This is a genomic window from Bacillus sp. FSL M7-0307 (assembly GCF_038627835.1).
GTDB lineage: Bacteria > Bacillota > Bacilli > Bacillales > Bacillaceae > Bacillus > Bacillus altitudinis.
In genome coordinates this window covers 1,467,854-1,483,752 of record NZ_CP152023.1, presented here as the reverse complement: position 1 = coordinate 1,483,752, position 15,899 = coordinate 1,467,854, and the positions used below count along the sequence as shown (strand labels likewise).

Sequence of the window (15,899 nt, the reverse complement as noted above, 5' to 3'; positions counted from 1 at the left end):
GCAAACTCTCTGGAATGCATTTAAAAAGGTTATTTTTCATATATAGCGACAAGGTCGTTTTGATCTACTTCATTGAGCTGAACCATGACTGTCTCTGCTTTTGATGTCGGGATGTTTTTCCCGATATAATCCGCTCGAATCGGCAGCTCCCGGTGTCCCCGGTCGACTAGAACAGCTAGCTGAATGGAAGATGGTCTTCCTACATCCACAAGCGCATCCATAGCCGCTCTCACCGTTCTGCCTGTGAACAGCACATCATCCACGACAATCAGTGTTTTGTCATTAATGTCAGCTGGAATGTCTGCACCCTTGACAAGCGGGTCTTGATTCTCTGTCTTTTTTGTCAGGTCATCACGGTATAGCGTAATATCCAGTTCACCCACCGTCACTGGGTTTCCTTCAATTTGCTCGATGCGCTCTGCAAGGCGCTTTGCAAGATGAATACCTCTTGTCTTGATCCCGGCCAGGATGACATCCTTCATCCCTTTGTTGCGCTCAATCATTTCATGTGCAATACGGGTAAGCGCTCGTCTTATCGCTTGTTCATCAAGAATGACTGCTTTTTGTTCCATCTTTTACACCTCTTTTTGACAAATAAAAAGCCCCTTCTGCAAAGGGCAGAGAGGGGCGCTCATTTGTGCATACTCGTGCACAAATTGATCCGTTATCCTTCTCAGCCTCTCTGGACTGTTTTAAAGAATCTCAATTTCTTCGTTTATTATTTCAAAAAAAGAACGGCCTGTCAATCGTTATTTCTTAATGAATCGATAAAGCCCCGCATATCAGCTGGAATTGGAGCTGTAAACTCCATATATTCTCCTGTTCTAGGGTGATCAAATCCTAACACGCCTGCATGCAGCAGTTGTCCATTGAAATCAACGGTTTTTCTCGGGCCATATTTTGGATCTCCTGCAAGCGGATAGCCAATGTATTTCATATGAACACGAATTTGGTGAGTTCTTCCCGTTTCAAGGCGGCATTCTACAACGGTAAAGTCTTTAAAGCGCTCCATCACATCAAAATGAGTGACTGCCTGCTTTGCATTTTCTTTTGTGACCGTCATGCTTTGGCGATCTTTTTTGTCTCGACCAATTGGTGCATCAATCGTTCCAGTATCATGCTGAATGATGCCATGAACAACGGCTGTGTATTTTCTAGTGACCGTTTTCGCCACCAGCTGATTGACGAGTGATTCATGCGCCATATCATTTTTTGCGACCATTAAAAGCCCTGACGTATCTTTATCAATCCGGTGGACAATTCCTGGTCTCATCACACCATTAATGCCTGACAAATCATTGCAATGAGCCATGAGGCCATTGACAAGAGTACCTGTCACATGTCCTGGTGCTGGATGAACGACCATTCCTCTTGGTTTATTGACCACTAGTACATCTTCATCCTCATAATAAATATCAAGATCCATTGATTCCGCTTCTACATCTAGTGCTTCTGGATCTGGAATCTCTACTTTGATTTGATCTCCAGCTTGTACTTTATAATTGGCCTTCACTTGTTTTCCATTTACTTCGATGAGCCCATCTTTCACCCACTGCTGGACTTGGGTTCTTGACCATTCTGGTTCAGTTGTGCTTAAAAATTTATCAAGCCGTTCACTCGTTTGTTCTTCTGAAACGGCAATGTTTACTTGATTCATGTAGTTGACTCCTTATTTTTCTTTCCATCTAACAGCATTTGAATAAAGAGCAGAATAACCCCCACACATAGAGAGGAATCTGCGATATTAAAGATTGGATAATGATAATCCCCAAATACGAAATGAGCAAAATCAACCACTTCTTGACGGAAAATACGGTCAATAAAGTTTCCAATCGCTCCGCCAAGCATTAAGGCAAGCGCTACGCCAAGTAGCTTGTCCTTTTGTCCATGTTTTTGCAAATAATAAACAATTCCTGCAATAACAACGAGTGTGATCACATAGAAAAACCACATTTGTCCTTGGAGAATCCCCCATGCGGCTCCTGAATTTCGGTGGGATGTGATGTAAAAGAAGCCATCAATCACAGGAATAGAATCACCGAGCATCATATGTTTGACAATGAGCCATTTTGTTAATTGATCTAAACAAATTATCACGAATGCGATTATGTAATAGAACACACACGTTCCTCCATCTTCATACTTTGGTCTTTAAGCATTTTATCAAGAAAACAGGAAGGAGTAAAGAAACTTTAGTTGACAGACAAAAACCTCCCTACATGTGGAAGGCTTCAAAATGAGAATCGTTTGATTCATAAGGATAAGGGGTGAATGCTTTTTTCTCATATTGCTTATGATATAAAAAGTCGTCAGTCGTACGAGCTGTCGGAAGAATACTCATTTGTTCAATGGGCATTGTAAGCCCTGTCGCCTCACATATGCCATAAGTTCCTTGTTCAATTTTTGCAATCGCGAGCGAAACATCTTGCAGTTCTTCTTTGATGTGATAAAGAAGCGTGGTCGTTTTTGCTTGATCGAAAGTGACATGTTCAGCGGGTGAACGCAATGATGCATATTCAAACAGTTTCGATTGCAGTTCTTCTCTCATTTGAAGGAGTTCCATGTAAATCGTCTCTAGATCGCCATTCATGTCGCTGTTTCAACTCCTGCCCTGTCGTGATAATCATATTGTTGCCCCGCCTGTTCACTTTAAAGCCATAAGATTTTTCCTTTCGTTCTAAACGCTGTCATTTTCTCTATATCAAAAACGCCCCGCTTTATGCGGGGCGCTAGTTGGTGATATCGCGCTGTTAATTCTGGTAATATTTCTCCACGATTTCAGCATTTTTAAGCGACAATGTTGGGTATTTTGGATTTGCGCCAACATCTTTTGAAATAATGCGGGAACGTTCGCACAGTTCTCCTTCTGCTTTTTGAACGACAATTCGTCCTGATGTGTATTCAGGCGCTGATGCGTCTGCATGCTTCTCATCTTCTACTGTTAATTCAGAAATGATAAAGAGCTGTTTCACATCTTCTTTAATGGATGCAAGAAGGTTTTTCACTTCCTCTGTTGCATAAAGGGTCACACTTGCTTCAAGTGAACGTCCGATGACTTTCTCATTACGCGCAATTTCCAGCGCTTTTAGCACATCGTCACGTACTTCCATAAAGCGGTCAAACTTCACTTCTGTCGCTTCTGCTTGAGGAACAGCCACACCTTCTGGCATATCTGTTAACTGAACACTTGGCTCTTCAACAAAGCTTAAGTGGCTCCATAGTTCATCTGCTGTATGCGGAAGAATTGGTGCTGTCAGCTTCACTAACGCCATTAATGTTTCATAGAAGACCGTTTGCATGCTGCGGCGGTCTGGATGATCCGCATGCTCAATGTATACCACATCTTTTGCAAAATCGAGATAGAAAGAGCTAAGCTCAATCGTACAGAAGTTGTGGATGGCATGATAGACAACCGCAAATTCGTAATCATCATAAGCTTTTTTCACTTTATTAATCAATTTGTTTAATTTGATTAAGATATATTGATCCACTTCGCGAAGCTCTTCGACGGGTACTGCATTGACTGCTGGATCAAAGTCAAACAGGTTACCATGCAAGAAGCGGAAGGTGTTACGGATTTTACGATAAACTTCTGCGACTTGTTTTAAAATGTCATCAGACACAGGATGATCGGCTTGATAGTTGACAGAAGATACCCAAAGTCTTAGAATCTCCGCACCAAGCTGCTTCGCCACCTTCGTCGGATCAATCGTATTGCCTAATGATTTACTCATCTTGCGTCCTTCTTTATCAAGCGTAAAGCCATGGCTGAGAACACCTTTATATGGCGCTTTTCCAGTGACTGCAACTGCTGTAGATAAAGATGAGTTAAACCAGCCGCGATATTGATCAGAACCTTCAAGGTAAAGGTCTGCCGGACGAACCAGGTCATCTCGTTCTTCTAATACCGCTTGGTGAGAAGAACCAGAATCAAACCATACATCCATGATATCTTGCTCTTTTGTAAATTCACCATTCGGGCTGCCTGGATGTGTAAAGCCTTCAGGCAATAATTCTTTTGCTTCTTTTTCAAACCAAATATTCGAGCCATGTTCTCTAAATAATTGAGAAACGTGCTGAATCGTTTCATCTGTGATGATTGGCTCACCATTTTCAGCATAGAAGACTGGGATTGGAACGCCCCATACACGCTGTCTTGAAATGCACCAGTCACCTCTGTCACGCACCATATTGAACAGGCGCGTTTCGCCCCAAGCTGGAACCCATTTCGTTTCTTTAATATTATCTAATAGTGCTTCTCTGAAATCTTTAATGGAAGCAAACCACTGAGCAGTTGCACGATAAATTGTTGGTTTTTTCGTTCTCCAGTCATGCGGATAGGAGTGCGTGATGAAGTCGAGTTTTTTCAATGCGCCTTTTGCTTCAAGCTGTTCTGTGATGGCTTTATTGGCATCCTCGTAGAATAGTCCTTCAAAACCAGGTGCTTCTTCTGTCATCACACCTTTTTCATCTACTGGACATAGCACATCAAGACCGTACTTCATACTTACGATAAAGTCATCTTCCCCGTGACCTGGCGCTGTGTGAACACAGCCTGTTCCTGCATCTGTTGTGACGTGATCACCAAGCATCACAAGAGAATCTCTATCGTAAATTGGATGTGCTGCAACGACCTTATCTAATTCTTTACCTTTTAAGGTTTTCACAACTTCGTACTCTTCAAAGCCAAGTGTTTTTGCCACTTGTTCAACTAGTTCAGATGCGATGACATATCGCTCAGCACCCACTTGAAGCACACTGTACTCTAGGTTTGGATGTACACAAATGCCAAGGTTTGCAGGAAGTGTCCAAGGTGTTGTTGTCCAGATGATGAACTGCTCGCCGTTTTCAAGTACGCCTTTGCCATCTTTCACTTTAAATGATACGTAAATCGATGGTGAACGTTTGTCCTTGTATTCAATTTCTGCTTCAGCAAGTGCTGATTCACTTGATGGAGACCAGTTAACAGGCTTAAGACCTTTGTAAATATAGCCTCTTTTCGCCATTTCACCAAAGACAAGAATTTGCTGCGCTTCGTATTCAGGCTTCAATGTCACATATGGATTGTCCCAGTCTGCTCTTACGCCCAAACGTTTAAACTGATTGCGCTGACCTTCGATTTGTTTCCAAGCATACTCCTCACATAGTTTACGGAATTCTGCTGTCGACATTTCTTTGCGTTTGACTTTTTTATTTTTCGTAAGGGCTGTTTCAATCGGTAAGCCATGTGTATCCCAGCCCGGTACGTACGGTGCATGGAATCCATTCATTGATTTAAAACGGACAATAAAATCTTTGAGGATTTTATTGAGTGCGTGCCCCATATGAATGTCACCATTCGCATATGGAGGTCCATCATGCAAAATAAAGGTCGGGCGTCCTTTTGTCCGCTCTAAAACCATTTGATAGATGTCTTTTTCTGCCCACTCCTCTTGGATTTCAGGCTCTTTGTTCGGCAAGTTCCCTCTCATCGGGAATTCTGTTTTTGGCATTAATAAGGTGTCTTTGTAGTTCATACCTATTCCTCCACATGCAAATTCGTATTAAAAAACAATAAAAAAAGCCCTCTCATCCCATAAGGGACGAGAAGGCTTGTCTCGCGGTACCACCCTTTTAGACAAGCGCTTTGAAATTGCCGCTTATCCACTCTAAAATCGTAACGTGATCTGACGCCTTTTCTTACTCATTCATTTCAGAAAAGGAACTAAAGGGGTGATCTCATTGCAGCGTCCCGTAATGTCAGGCTTCCACCGTCCCTGATTCGCTTAATTACGCATGTGACAACTGCGAGTGTCCCTTTCAAACGTTTATCTCTTGTTAATTTATGATGGTATTATATGCAACATGAGCACATCATGTCAAGATGATCCGCTTATTCTTTTTCGTCAAAGACAGCGTCAACTTCATATTCCAGCAAATGATCCCAATCATCATTTTTCAGAAGATCAAGCTGAGCTTCGATGAGCATTTGGAAACGAGTTCTAAAGACTTTCGACTGTTTCTTGAGCTCTTCGATTTCCATTGCAATCTTTCTTGATTTTGATAACGCTTCGTTGATAATACGGTCTGCATTTTTCTCAGCTTCACGAATGATCAATTTCGCTTCTTTATCAGAATGACGCTTCACGTCTTCTGCTGCTTCTTGCGCCACAAGAATGGATTTGTTTAATGTTTCTTCAATTGTTGCAAAATGGCCTAGTCTTTCATCAAGCTCGTTGACTTTGTCTTCAAGCTCATTCTTTTTGCGAAGTACGATCTCGTAATCTTTACGTACTTGGCTTAAAAACTCATTTACTTCATCTTCGTCATAGCCGCGAAAACTTTTTGTGAACGTTTTATTATGAATATCATTAGGTGTTAATGGCAATCTTGCCACCTCCAGATTCAAATTCGTTATGTCAGAAGCTCAAATGTTACTTTAAATTTATCTTTTTTCGTCTTCCCATCAATTGTTTTTAAGCTAAAGCGGCCAAATCCCCTGACAGAGAGCTGATCACCTTCACCAATTGTAAAGGAAGGGTCTTCAGTGACTTTCCAGTTTACTTTGACAAGACCATTTTTGACCAAAAGCTGTGCTTTTTGCCGAGATTGACGGCTGACAGCAGCACATACAGCGTCAAGCCGCAGTGAAGAAATCGTATCTTCTTTGATATCGGTTTTGCTGATGACTGGCTGAAGATCTGCCTTGCTGATTTCCTCTAATGAAACAGACGCTCTGCCGACATGCGTCAGCTGAGCCCGGACAAAATCGGCGACATCGCTTGTACAAATAAATTGCACATTGTCCTCTGAAAATAACAAATCACCGAATTTTTGACGCTTCAGGCCTGTCCCAATGAGCGAACCGAGAAGGTTGGGGTGTTCTATCGAAATAAACTTTTTCGCATAGTTCACCTGAAAATAAGTCAGCTCGAAATCCTGTATAGACGGTGCTAAATAATCAGGATAGATCAAAGCCCTTTTTCGCTCTGCTTCCTCATACCCGCCAAAAAACATGAGACCCAGTTCATCAGAATGCTGAATCACGGACTGGGTAATAAACTGCTCACGCGGATCAAGAAAGTCTGTTAATTTCATTCGATATTGATCGAGTGCGATGTTTTTCCAGCCTAATACTTGGTCGACAAATGGCTGTTCGTCTTTTCTAAAATGTTGATAAATATCGCTCATTTTGTTCCCCTTTTATGTAAAAGAGCCTGGCAGATGCCAAGCCCGGCAGCCTGTTTACATGAATCGTACAATCATATTATAAAGACCAGTTAGTCCATACGATGATGCGAAACGAATCACAAGCAATGCCACAATCGGCGAGATGTCAATCATGCCAATTGGCGGAATAATTTTACGGAATGGTTCTAAATACGGTTCGCAAATGTTTGTCAAGAAGCGGCCAATCGATGTTTCTCTTGCAGATGGCACCCATGACATAAAGATGTAAATAATGATCGCGAATGAGTAAATCGTTAATACCGTACCCAAAATATTAAAAATGAAATTTAGAATAACTATGATTTACCACCTCTGAGGTTCTTCCTCTGTCAATAGCTCTGATATTGTGCCAGATACATCCACATTATCAGGAGTGCAGAGGAATATATTCGAGCCAATACGCTGAATGTCTCCACCGATTGCATAAACCGTTCCGCTTAAGAAGTCGATGATTCGCTTTGCTTGATCGTGCTGAATGCGCTGCAAATTGACGACGACTGCACGCCGATTTTTAATATGGTCTGCAATCTCCTGAGCCTCTGCATAAACACGCGGCTCACTTAACACCACTTTAGAGGATTTTTGCACGCTTTGCAAGCTGACGACATTTTGTTTTCCTGCCTGAGGACGCTCTTGAAATGCCGCTTTATCTTTTGTGTTTTTTTCTTCTTGTGCTGGTTCTCTTTCTTCATCAATATATTCGTACTCATACTCTTCATCATCGAGTGTGAAGAAGCTTTTAAACTTATTTTTTATGCTCATGTCACGCACCTCCTGTTTCATTTCCAACAAGTGAAGAGCCAATCCGAACAAATGTCGCACCTTCTTCAATTGCGATTTCAAAATCGTTTGACATGCCCATCGATAAATGCTGACAAGGTGCATTTACTTGGTTCAGTTGTTTTACCTCTTGTTGAAGGCTTTTTAATGTTTTAAAACAGTTTCGTATCACAGTATGATCATCTGTAAATGGAGCCATCGTCATGAGTCCAGCAATTTCAATATGTTTGAAATCAGCCAGCTGTTTGACAAATGGAATCACGTCTTCGCTTTGTAAGCCATGTTTTGACTCCTCAAGTGATGTGTTCACCTGTACAAAACAGCGAACCGTGTGATCCGCTCTTTTTTCAATTTCATTCGCAAGGGACATTCTGTCGAGCGAATGTAAGTAATCAATGGTCTGAATGACAGATTTCACTTTTCGCGTCTGTAAACTGCCGATGAAGTGCCAGTTAATGTTTTCATCGGTTATGGCTGCCTGTTTTTCAAGTAACCCTTGGTCACGATTTTCACCAAAGTGCAAAATTCCGGCATCCTTGGCTTCTAATGCTCGTTCAATCGAGACATATTTTGTGACAGCGACAACCGATACATCGTCTGGATGTCTACCTGCTCTTTTACATGCTTCGTTGATTTGTTCATTTATTTGTCTGAGATTCTCTCGTACATTCAATTGCACTTATGCCTCCTTAAACCCGACAAAAGACATCATACGTCCTGTTTTCCCTTGATCACGCCGGTGTGAGAAGAAATGCTGCTCATTGCAACTTGTGCACATCGAACTGACATGTATGTTTTCTTCTTTTAATCCTGCATGAAGTAATACGTTTTTGTTTAATGTTTTTAAGTCAATTTTGTATTGTCCTTGTGAAATCTCGGAATACACATCCTCTGTTGTAAAAGGAAGCTGTTTCACTTGATCTATGACAACATCATCTACTATGTAGCAGCAGCTGCCAATGGATGGTCCAATGACGACTTGTATATGATCGGCATCAGCGCCTTCTTGGCGAACCCATGCATCAACCATGTTGGCGCCAATTTGCTTAACGGTTCCTTTCCAGCCGGCATGAGCCGTTCCAATCAGCCCAGATTGCGGCGCTAGAAAATAAAGCGGAACACAGTCAGCGAAACAAAGAGCGAGCATGATGTTTGGTTCAGAGGTGTATAAACCATCTGTTCTAGAGAGCGCTTCATCATACTGAAGACTTCCTCTTCCCTTTTGTTCCTTCGTGACTTTCATGATGCGATCCTCGTGTGTTTGGTCAGCAAACACCCAATTAGAGAGCGGCACAGCAGTAGCATCTGCAATGACTTGACGATTCATTTGGACACTAGAAGCATCATCTCCTACATGGAGTCCAGTGTTCATTGATTGATATGGAGAAAGACTAAAGCCGCCATTTTTTGTCGTAAAACCGGCCAATATCTCTTTTCCAGAACATGTCATGTTCGTCCAATCATGAATCATCATTGCATAAGGTGATTTCTGCTGAAAGGGGTCATATTTGTCTATCAAAGCTGCCTCCCACCTTTCATTCATCTCTCTTTATATCGCTCCTATTTTACCACAAGACTTGCAAAGACAGTTAGTGGGATTCATTAAATATTACACTCAAATGTGCCCTTTCTACAGGTTTTTTTTCAAATTGATATGAAAACGTAATCTTTTTACCCGAAAAAGACATTGATTGCTGAGAATGGAGAGCTTGTTTCAAGGAAAATTTGATCTATTGATTGAGGAGTTTACACGAATTAAGAAGACAATCGGACAAGTATCACATCTTCGCCAATTTTTACTATATTTCGCCACGGGACAATCATTTCCTCTTCTTTTCCGAAAAATCCCATCATTTTACCTGTACCGCCTATGATAATCGCTTGTATTTTACCGCTCGTGACATTAATATCGATGTCTCCAATGGTACCTAATTTTTTTCCGCTGGACACATCGACAACATCTTTGATTTGGAATTCAGAAATACTGATCATCTGTCCTTCCCCGCCTTTCGTTTTCTACTATAATATGTATGATGGAAAAGCAGGGAAGCAGACCAATAGTTTCTCTTATCTACAATTTACTTAAGTGAGGACGGCCGTTTTGCCACATGACTTCGACTGGACATTCAAAAAAAGAAGAAAGCAAGTCGCTTGTCATCATCTGCTTTGTCTCCCCTTTATGAAAAACAGTACCTTCTTTTAATAATAAGGTGTGCTGAAAAATCGGGAGAATCTCTTCTGCGTGGTGGGTCGTATAGAGCAATGTGGGCGCATCTGGTTTTGATGCAATCAATGAGATCGTCTCCAGCACTTGTTCTCTTGCTAAAAAATCAAGACCCGTCACAGGTTCATCTAAGATCAGAAGCTTCGGATCATTCATTAAAGCTCTTGCGATGAGCACTTTTTGTTTCTCTCCTTGCGACAGGGTTTCATACGTTCGATTGGCATATTGAAACGATCCAAATGTTTTTAATAAATCAATCGCCTTCTCTCTTATCTCATCTGTCGGTGTTTCATAAAGTCCGATGGAAGCAAATGCCCCGCTCAAAACAATTTCAAATGCATTGTCATCTCTGTGCAGCTTCTTTTCAAGACCAGCAGAGATGAGACCAATTTTCTTCCTTAGTTTTTCACCAAGCGCTTCCTTGCCAAACACATGGCCTAACACCGTCATCTCACCTGACGTTGGAAAATAATACGAGCACAGCATATTTAATAGAGCGGTTTTTCCCGCACCATTCAATCCATAAAGCACCCAGTGTTCCTGGTTTTTCACCTGCCAGTCAATAGAACGCAGCAGCCATTTTCCATTTCGTTTTAAAGAAACATCCTTCAAGTCAAGCGACACTATCTTTTCCCCCTGAATAAAAATTCTGAATATACAAATAATAACGTCTACAGCATATCGCAAATGTTTCAATCAGTAAACCTAACGCAAAAAAGCTGCTCCCTATTAAGGAACAGCTTTTTTGCATGGTTACGAAATTTCAATTCGTACGCCCTCTTTAATGTCAGGAAACGTATGCGGGGATGCAAAGACAGCTCCCGGTAATACATCATCAAACGGCTCTTGGAAGTAGATCGAAATATGGCCGAGTTCCTTAAAGTTGTCATTTGCTTTATTGCCTAAAGCAGTAATGGTATAAGTTTGGTCGCCCACTTGAATCGTTCCGCCTAATTTCAGCGGCTCTTCTTCTAAGTGTTCAAACTCATGAATGACAGACATATCTCTTAATTCCTGCGGCGCTGCTGGTCCAAATAAAACAATCAGCTTATCTTCTTTAAACTGCGGGACTAAGATCCCAATTTCTTTTACGACAGATTGTGTTACCATGTATCTCGATTCCTCCTTTAATACGTTTAATACATACCGAAGCTGGCAACGTATGCGATCACAACAGATAGAACGCCTGTAATGAGACGGCTATACAAAACTGCTGGTACCCCATATTGTACCGTTTCCGGCTTCGCTTCACCAAGTGATAGCCCCACCGGGATAAAGTCACACCCTACTTGACCGTTGATCGCAAACAGTGCTGGAAGAGCAAATTGAGGCGGAATATTCCCTAGTGCAATTTGACTACCAATGAGAACACCGATGACTTGTGCAATGACTGCCCCAGGTCCTAAGACAGGCGATAGGAACGGTAAGGTACAGACAACAACGAGCAGTAAGAGCCCCCATAAAGATCCTGCCAAAGGTGAAAGGAAATGGGCAATCAGATCACCGATTTTTGTATAATTGATAATTCCAATTAACATACTGACAAAGGCCATGAATGGAATAATGTTTTTAAGGAGCATATCAACAGAATCACGACCAGCTTGATAGAATGTGCCGGTTACTTTCCCGATTCCTCTTGAGAATCTCATGAGGAAATTCCCTTTTTCTTGACGTTCGATATTTTCCTCTTTCAGTTTTGAATAGGTTTCTTTGAAATTCTCTTTGTCAATTGGGCCGCTGCTTTCTTGACCTTCTACAGTCCCTTCACTATCAGATGCTTCCGCAAAGGAAATATCTTTTTCTGTGACACCTGATACGAAGATATCCTCTGTAATGTGTTTTGCAAGCGGTCCAGAAGGAGAGGATGCCAGCACATCGACAGTTGGAATACGTTTCATTGGATAAAGTCCGATTCGCGCTGTTCCTCCGCAGTCAATGACAACACACATCATTTCATCTTCTGGTATAGAATTTTTAAAACCATCACATGCTTCTGTCCCTGTCATTTCTGCAATTTTACGTGCAACTGGGTGAATGCCTCCTCCTGTAATGGAAACGACCTTTCTTCTTTTACCGGTTGGTTCAAGCTCTAATCCTTTTCCCCATCCGCCAGCACCTTTTGCAACAAATACTTTGTGGTTTGTCATGTCTAACCCTCCCCTATTGTGAATTCGCTTTCATTTTTCCTGCTAAGTACTTTGTGATCCATTCCGTAATGATTCCGCGAAGTAAAATGACAACGATCCCGACTAAGAAGTAACGAACAGCCAGCTCTGACATAGAGTATCCAGCTTCTTTAATCCCGTTCGCAATTCCTAAGTAGACAAACAGTTCTCCTGCGTTGGCATACGGGAACAGCGATGTCACCGGATGAACAAATGAAACAGCTGAATCATAGAATGCTGGTTTTTGTTTTTCAGGTAAGAAGCGGCCAAACGTATAAGCCATTGGGTTTGTCAAAATAAGAACGGATAAGATCGGCATTAACGTATAGCGCAAAATGGTATATTTCGCTGCAAACTGAATCGCTCTATTCACTCGCTCTTCTCCAATAAACTTCATGACAGCATAAGTGAAAGTAAGTAACACAACAAGCGTTGGAACGATACCTGTAACAAGACCCATGAACTGCTTTCCGCCGGCTTCAAACATCCCGATAAAGTGCTCTCCAAACCATTGAATCCATTCCATGTTTCATCTCCCCTTTCTTAGTTCACATTTGTTATATTTTTTTTAGAAATCGAGACAAGCGCCTGCTCCGCTGCCATGGAGAGTGCTTGCATGACAGCTGGTCCCCTTTTGCGCTTTTTCAATGTTTGTTTCATCATGTGATGCTCATCAAGCACAGCCCCCACATGTTTTCCTTCATAGGAAGGCAGTTCCTTAAATTTAGACAAAATCGAGACGCCACCCAGCACATGACACTTTTGAATGATGTATGATTCATCGACAATGATGAGCGCAATGGCTCCAGGACCAAATTTGCGCCGCTCCATTCCTGAAAACAAGTGATAGCCTTGTTTCCCTTTATAGTCGTCAATCAGTGAATCCATGCTTTTGCGGTAGTACTTGATTTGAATAAACGATAAACCATACTGCACAATTAGAATGATACAAAGTACGATTGCTAATTTTTCCATAGCCTCACGTCCTTATGATTGAAATAAGTGATCTTGTAATGAACGCAGCTTCCAGACCGTTGTGTTTGCATCAAGTTCTACATCATCATGAGAGAGGAATTGCCCCAATTTGATATCTTTTTTCGCTACCACTTTTCCGCTGATTAAGCCAATTGGGATGTGGCCGTTCGCTTTCATGTCTTGATGTGTTTCAAGTACACCTCTTACGGAGTATCCGCCAATACCATCAAGTGTTTCTCCTGCTTTAATATCTCTTTTCGCCACAGCGACAGTTTCTGATACTGGTACACCAATTGGATGGATTGAAGAATCGTGTTGTAAGACTGCTTTTGCGATCGTCACTGGTGTTTCAAGGCTTGCTAAGTGGAAAGGACGATACAGTGTGTAGTGAGGACCTTTTCCAACTTTTAAGTAACGAAGCTCTTCATCTACTGGCTCAAGATCACTCTTGACGATGACAAAGACACCTGGTGCCAGTCCGTTTACATATTCAACGACTCCGAAGTTATCCAGTACGCCGCCTTGCTGTTTTTGATTTAATTTATCTGCTACATTTTCTAAATTCGCTTCTACTCCGTGCATGCCGACTTTATCAGGCAAAAGTCCTGTTGCATTACTTAATAGGTTCATTTCTGCCATCGTTTTTGTTCCGTCTTGGAATGCTGCCAGCATGTGGGCACTCATATGTTTACTATCTGCTTCAGCTTTACACGTATCTGGGTTTGCTTCTGGGAAGAATGGGTTGTTCTTACCTTTCCCAGCAACCAATACTTCAAGCCCCATTGTTTTTGCAAATTCGTATAGTTCTAGCGTTGCTGCTGGTTCATCTCCAGCTGATCCAGAGTAAACAAGTCCTGCATTCGTGAATAATTTATGCATGACCAAGCCGATCGTAATATCGACTTCTACATTTAAAAGAACGAGATGTTTTTTTGAATTAAGCGCTTCCAAAGAAATGTTTGCTCCGACCTCTGGAACACCTGTTGCATCCACAACGACTTCCACAGAATCTGATTGAATCACTTCTCTGTAATCATTTGTGACGACCATTTGATGTGGTTTCGCATGTTGCTTGTAAAAATTCGCTGCTTTCTCAGCTGCACTAAGATGAATATCACAAACACCTGCGACAATCATGCCTGGAATTTTAGAAATTTGTGAAATGAGTCCAAACCCCATTTGGCCTGCCCCGATAATCCCAACTTTGATTGGATCTCCGCTGCGTTCTCGTGCTAACAATTGTTGATAAATTGACATCTAAATCATCCTTTCAGGTTTTCTTGCTTCACAATAGATTGCTAGAAAAATAATCTGAAACTTTTAACAAATGTTATAAAAATTAACAAAAATCTGTTTCTTGTAACATTTGTTATTTTATTTATCATTTGTTATGAACTTAGTTTATATGATGTGTCAACTTTGTGTCAAGATAAAATCGATAAAATTTTCAATCTTTTTGAGTCTAAAGACTCAAAAAAACTACCTAATCGGCTTAGGTAGTTACTTTAATAGGGCATCTCCGGTTTGTTCATCTGTAATTAACACATGAATTAATCCACCTTCTAACGCCGCCCTGATCGCTTCAATTTTTTCTTCTCCTCCAGCGACACCAATCACAAGCGGGATCTCTTTCAGTTTTTGAGGACTGATCCCCATTACCCGGTCGTTCCACGGATGCGGATACACTTCACCTTTATGATCAATAAAGTTATAACAAATGTCACCCGCGACATCTTTCGCTTGCAGGATATCTTCCTCACCACTTGTCATATAGGATTTCACCATCGTTGAATGTTGCGGAACCCCGCCTATTCCTACGACCGCGATATTTGATGATTCTCCTAATTCAATGACTTTTTTGATCGACGGCTGTCTAATGAGTACATCTTTCGCTTCTTTCGTATCAAGCATGACAGGCACATGTAAAAACTCACATTTGGATTTGAGTGCTTCTGAGCATCTTCCAATAATATAGTTGGCATGAATATCAACATCTTCATTTCCGACGCCTCCGACTAGCGGAACAAATGTCACAGACGGAAAATGCTGAACAGACGTAAGCGCTTTCGCCATTTCATGCAAGGTTGTCCCTGATGAAAAACCGATGACTTGTCCATCCTTCATGACTTTTAATAAAAAGCCCGCAGCCGCAGCTCCTATTCGACTTTTTGTTGTTTCTTGACTGAGAGATTCCACACACACGACTTCTCGCAGCCCGTATTTCCGCTCTATTTTTCTTTCTAACGAACCATATTGTTGATTCACTTCATCATGAATAATGATTTCCACGATTCCTGCTTCACGTGCTTTTGCCAAATATTTCGATATGAGCGAACGGCTAACCCCAACAGCTTCTGCAATTTTAGATTGAGTGGCGCCTTCTTCATAGTACATATGCGCAACCTTAATGAGCAGCCTTCTTTCATCATGGAATGTCATAATAACCCTTCTTTCCGCTTCTCTATTCCCTCACAAATGATATTTCAAATAACATTTGTTAAAAACAGATTAAATGAAAAAAATAACAGAGTCAATACTAGAGATGG

19 protein-coding genes are annotated in these 15,899 nt (G+C 41.5%); all 19 read right to left on the bottom strand.

The annotated features are described in order from the left end of the window. Positions 1-29: 29 nt before the first annotated feature. The 19 genes from pyrR to MHI41_RS07470 all read right to left on the bottom strand — a co-directional run bounded on the left by pyrR (position 30) and on the right by MHI41_RS07470 (position 15,792). Entirely contained in the window at positions 30-572 is a 543-nt protein-coding gene (gene pyrR, locus MHI41_RS07560) for a bifunctional pyr operon transcriptional regulator/uracil phosphoribosyltransferase PyrR (RefSeq protein ID WP_007499718.1), read from the bottom strand. Positions 573-742: 170 nt separating this feature from the next. Next, a complete protein-coding gene (locus MHI41_RS07555) occupies positions 743-1,657 on the bottom strand; it encodes an RluA family pseudouridine synthase (RefSeq protein WP_007499719.1) in 915 nt (304 codons plus the stop codon). Beyond that, positions 1,654-2,121, bottom strand: coding sequence for a signal peptidase II (lspA, locus tag MHI41_RS07550; RefSeq protein ID WP_008344942.1), 468 nt, complete (start codon positions 2,119-2,121; stop codon positions 1,654-1,656). The genes MHI41_RS07555 and lspA overlap by 4 nt, the downstream gene beginning before the upstream one ends. 94 nt (positions 2,122-2,215) lie before the next feature. Beyond that, a complete protein-coding gene (locus tag MHI41_RS07545; protein ID WP_052320396.1) occupies positions 2,216-2,590 on the bottom strand; it encodes a hypothetical protein in 375 nt (124 codons plus the stop codon). Positions 2,591-2,750: 160 nt separating this feature from the next. Beyond that, positions 2,751-5,516, bottom strand: coding sequence for an isoleucine--tRNA ligase (ileS, locus tag MHI41_RS07540; protein WP_282833604.1), 2,766 nt, complete (start codon positions 5,514-5,516; stop codon positions 2,751-2,753). Between the two features lie 356 nt (positions 5,517-5,872). Beyond that, positions 5,873-6,367, bottom strand: a complete 495-nt coding sequence (locus tag MHI41_RS07535) for a DivIVA domain-containing protein (protein ID WP_008344947.1) — start codon at positions 6,365-6,367, stop codon at positions 5,873-5,875. Positions 6,368-6,393: 26 nt separating this feature from the next. Next, on the bottom strand, positions 6,394-7,170 hold the full coding sequence (locus MHI41_RS07530) for an RNA-binding protein (RefSeq protein ID WP_025207303.1): 777 nt from the start codon (positions 7,168-7,170) through the stop codon (positions 6,394-6,396). Positions 7,171-7,224: 54 nt separating this feature from the next. Continuing rightward, a complete protein-coding gene (locus MHI41_RS07525) occupies positions 7,225-7,509 on the bottom strand; it encodes a YggT family protein (RefSeq protein ID WP_034657633.1) in 285 nt (94 codons plus the stop codon). 3 nt (positions 7,510-7,512) lie between these two features. Then, a complete protein-coding gene (sepF, locus tag MHI41_RS07520; RefSeq protein WP_017359354.1) occupies positions 7,513-7,971 on the bottom strand; it encodes a cell division protein SepF in 459 nt (152 codons plus the stop codon). Position 7,972: 1 nt separating this feature from the next. Further along, complete coding sequence (locus tag MHI41_RS07515; protein WP_025207302.1) at positions 7,973-8,662, bottom strand: YggS family pyridoxal phosphate-dependent enzyme; 690 nt, start codon at positions 8,660-8,662, stop codon at positions 7,973-7,975. 6 nt (positions 8,663-8,668) lie between these two features. Further along, positions 8,669-9,532: a peptidoglycan editing factor PgeF gene (pgeF, locus tag MHI41_RS07510; protein ID WP_019743284.1), complete on the bottom strand. Its 864-nt coding sequence runs from the start codon at positions 9,530-9,532 to the stop codon at positions 8,669-8,671. Between the two features lie 212 nt (positions 9,533-9,744). Then, entirely contained in the window at positions 9,745-9,981 is a 237-nt protein-coding gene (locus tag MHI41_RS07505; RefSeq protein WP_008344958.1) for a YlmC/YmxH family sporulation protein, read from the bottom strand. Between the two features lie 79 nt (positions 9,982-10,060). Next, a complete protein-coding gene (locus MHI41_RS07500; RefSeq protein WP_019743283.1) occupies positions 10,061-10,837 on the bottom strand; it encodes an ABC transporter ATP-binding protein in 777 nt (258 codons plus the stop codon). A gap of 129 nt (positions 10,838-10,966) precedes the next feature. Next, positions 10,967-11,323, bottom strand: a complete 357-nt coding sequence (locus tag MHI41_RS07495) for a PTS glucitol/sorbitol transporter subunit IIA (protein ID WP_007499733.1) — start codon at positions 11,321-11,323, stop codon at positions 10,967-10,969. 26 nt (positions 11,324-11,349) lie between these two features. After that, positions 11,350-12,360 (bottom strand): PTS glucitol/sorbitol transporter subunit IIB, encoded by a 1,011-nt coding sequence (locus MHI41_RS07490; RefSeq protein ID WP_008344962.1) that lies wholly within the window; start codon positions 12,358-12,360, stop codon positions 11,350-11,352. 13 nt (positions 12,361-12,373) lie between these two features. Then, positions 12,374-12,904, bottom strand: coding sequence for a PTS glucitol/sorbitol transporter subunit IIC (locus tag MHI41_RS07485; protein WP_003210918.1), 531 nt, complete (start codon positions 12,902-12,904; stop codon positions 12,374-12,376). A 17-nt stretch (positions 12,905-12,921) separates the two neighbouring features. After that, positions 12,922-13,353 (bottom strand): transcriptional regulator GutM, encoded by a 432-nt coding sequence (locus MHI41_RS07480; protein ID WP_008354650.1) that lies wholly within the window; start codon positions 13,351-13,353, stop codon positions 12,922-12,924. Positions 13,354-13,365: 12 nt separating this feature from the next. Continuing rightward, positions 13,366-14,610, bottom strand: a complete 1,245-nt coding sequence (locus MHI41_RS07475; RefSeq protein WP_025207299.1) for an SAF domain-containing protein — start codon at positions 14,608-14,610, stop codon at positions 13,366-13,368. Positions 14,611-14,853: 243 nt separating this feature from the next. Further along, positions 14,854-15,792 (bottom strand): sugar-binding transcriptional regulator, encoded by a 939-nt coding sequence (locus MHI41_RS07470; protein WP_007499742.1) that lies wholly within the window; start codon positions 15,790-15,792, stop codon positions 14,854-14,856. Positions 15,793-15,899: the final 107 nt, after the last annotated feature.

Coding starts and splice junctions, on each gene's coding strand:
- pyrR (WP_007499718.1), bottom strand. CDS start 572: ATGGAACAAAAAGCAGTCATTCTTGATGAACAAGCGATAAGACGAGCG.
- MHI41_RS07555 (WP_007499719.1), bottom strand. CDS start 1,657: ATGAATCAAGTAAACATTGCCGTTTCAGAAGAACAAACGAGTGAACGG.
- MHI41_RS07545 (WP_052320396.1), bottom strand. CDS start 2,590: ATGAATGGCGATCTAGAGACGATTTACATGGAACTCCTTCAAATGAGA.
- ileS (WP_282833604.1), bottom strand. CDS start 5,516: ATGAACTACAAAGACACCTTATTAATGCCAAAAACAGAATTCCCGATG.
- MHI41_RS07530 (WP_025207303.1), bottom strand. CDS start 7,170: ATGAGCGATATTTATCAACATTTTAGAAAAGACGAACAGCCATTTGTC.
- sepF (WP_017359354.1), bottom strand. CDS start 7,971: ATGAGCATAAAAAATAAGTTTAAAAGCTTCTTCACACTCGATGATGAA.
- pgeF (WP_019743284.1), bottom strand. CDS start 9,532: ATGAATGAAAGGTGGGAGGCAGCTTTGATAGACAAATATGACCCCTTT.
- MHI41_RS07505 (WP_008344958.1), bottom strand. CDS start 9,981: ATGATCAGTATTTCTGAATTCCAAATCAAAGATGTTGTCGATGTGTCC.
- MHI41_RS07495 (WP_007499733.1), bottom strand. CDS start 11,323: ATGGTAACACAATCTGTCGTAAAAGAAATTGGGATCTTAGTCCCGCAG.
- MHI41_RS07490 (WP_008344962.1), bottom strand. CDS start 12,360: ATGACAAACCACAAAGTATTTGTTGCAAAAGGTGCTGGCGGATGGGGA.
- MHI41_RS07485 (WP_003210918.1), bottom strand. CDS start 12,904: ATGGAATGGATTCAATGGTTTGGAGAGCACTTTATCGGGATGTTTGAA.
- MHI41_RS07480 (WP_008354650.1), bottom strand. CDS start 13,353: ATGGAAAAATTAGCAATCGTACTTTGTATCATTCTAATTGTGCAGTAT.
- MHI41_RS07475 (WP_025207299.1), bottom strand. CDS start 14,610: ATGTCAATTTATCAACAATTGTTAGCACGAGAACGCAGCGGAGATCCA.
- MHI41_RS07470 (WP_007499742.1), bottom strand. CDS start 15,792: ATGACATTCCATGATGAAAGAAGGCTGCTCATTAAGGTTGCGCATATG.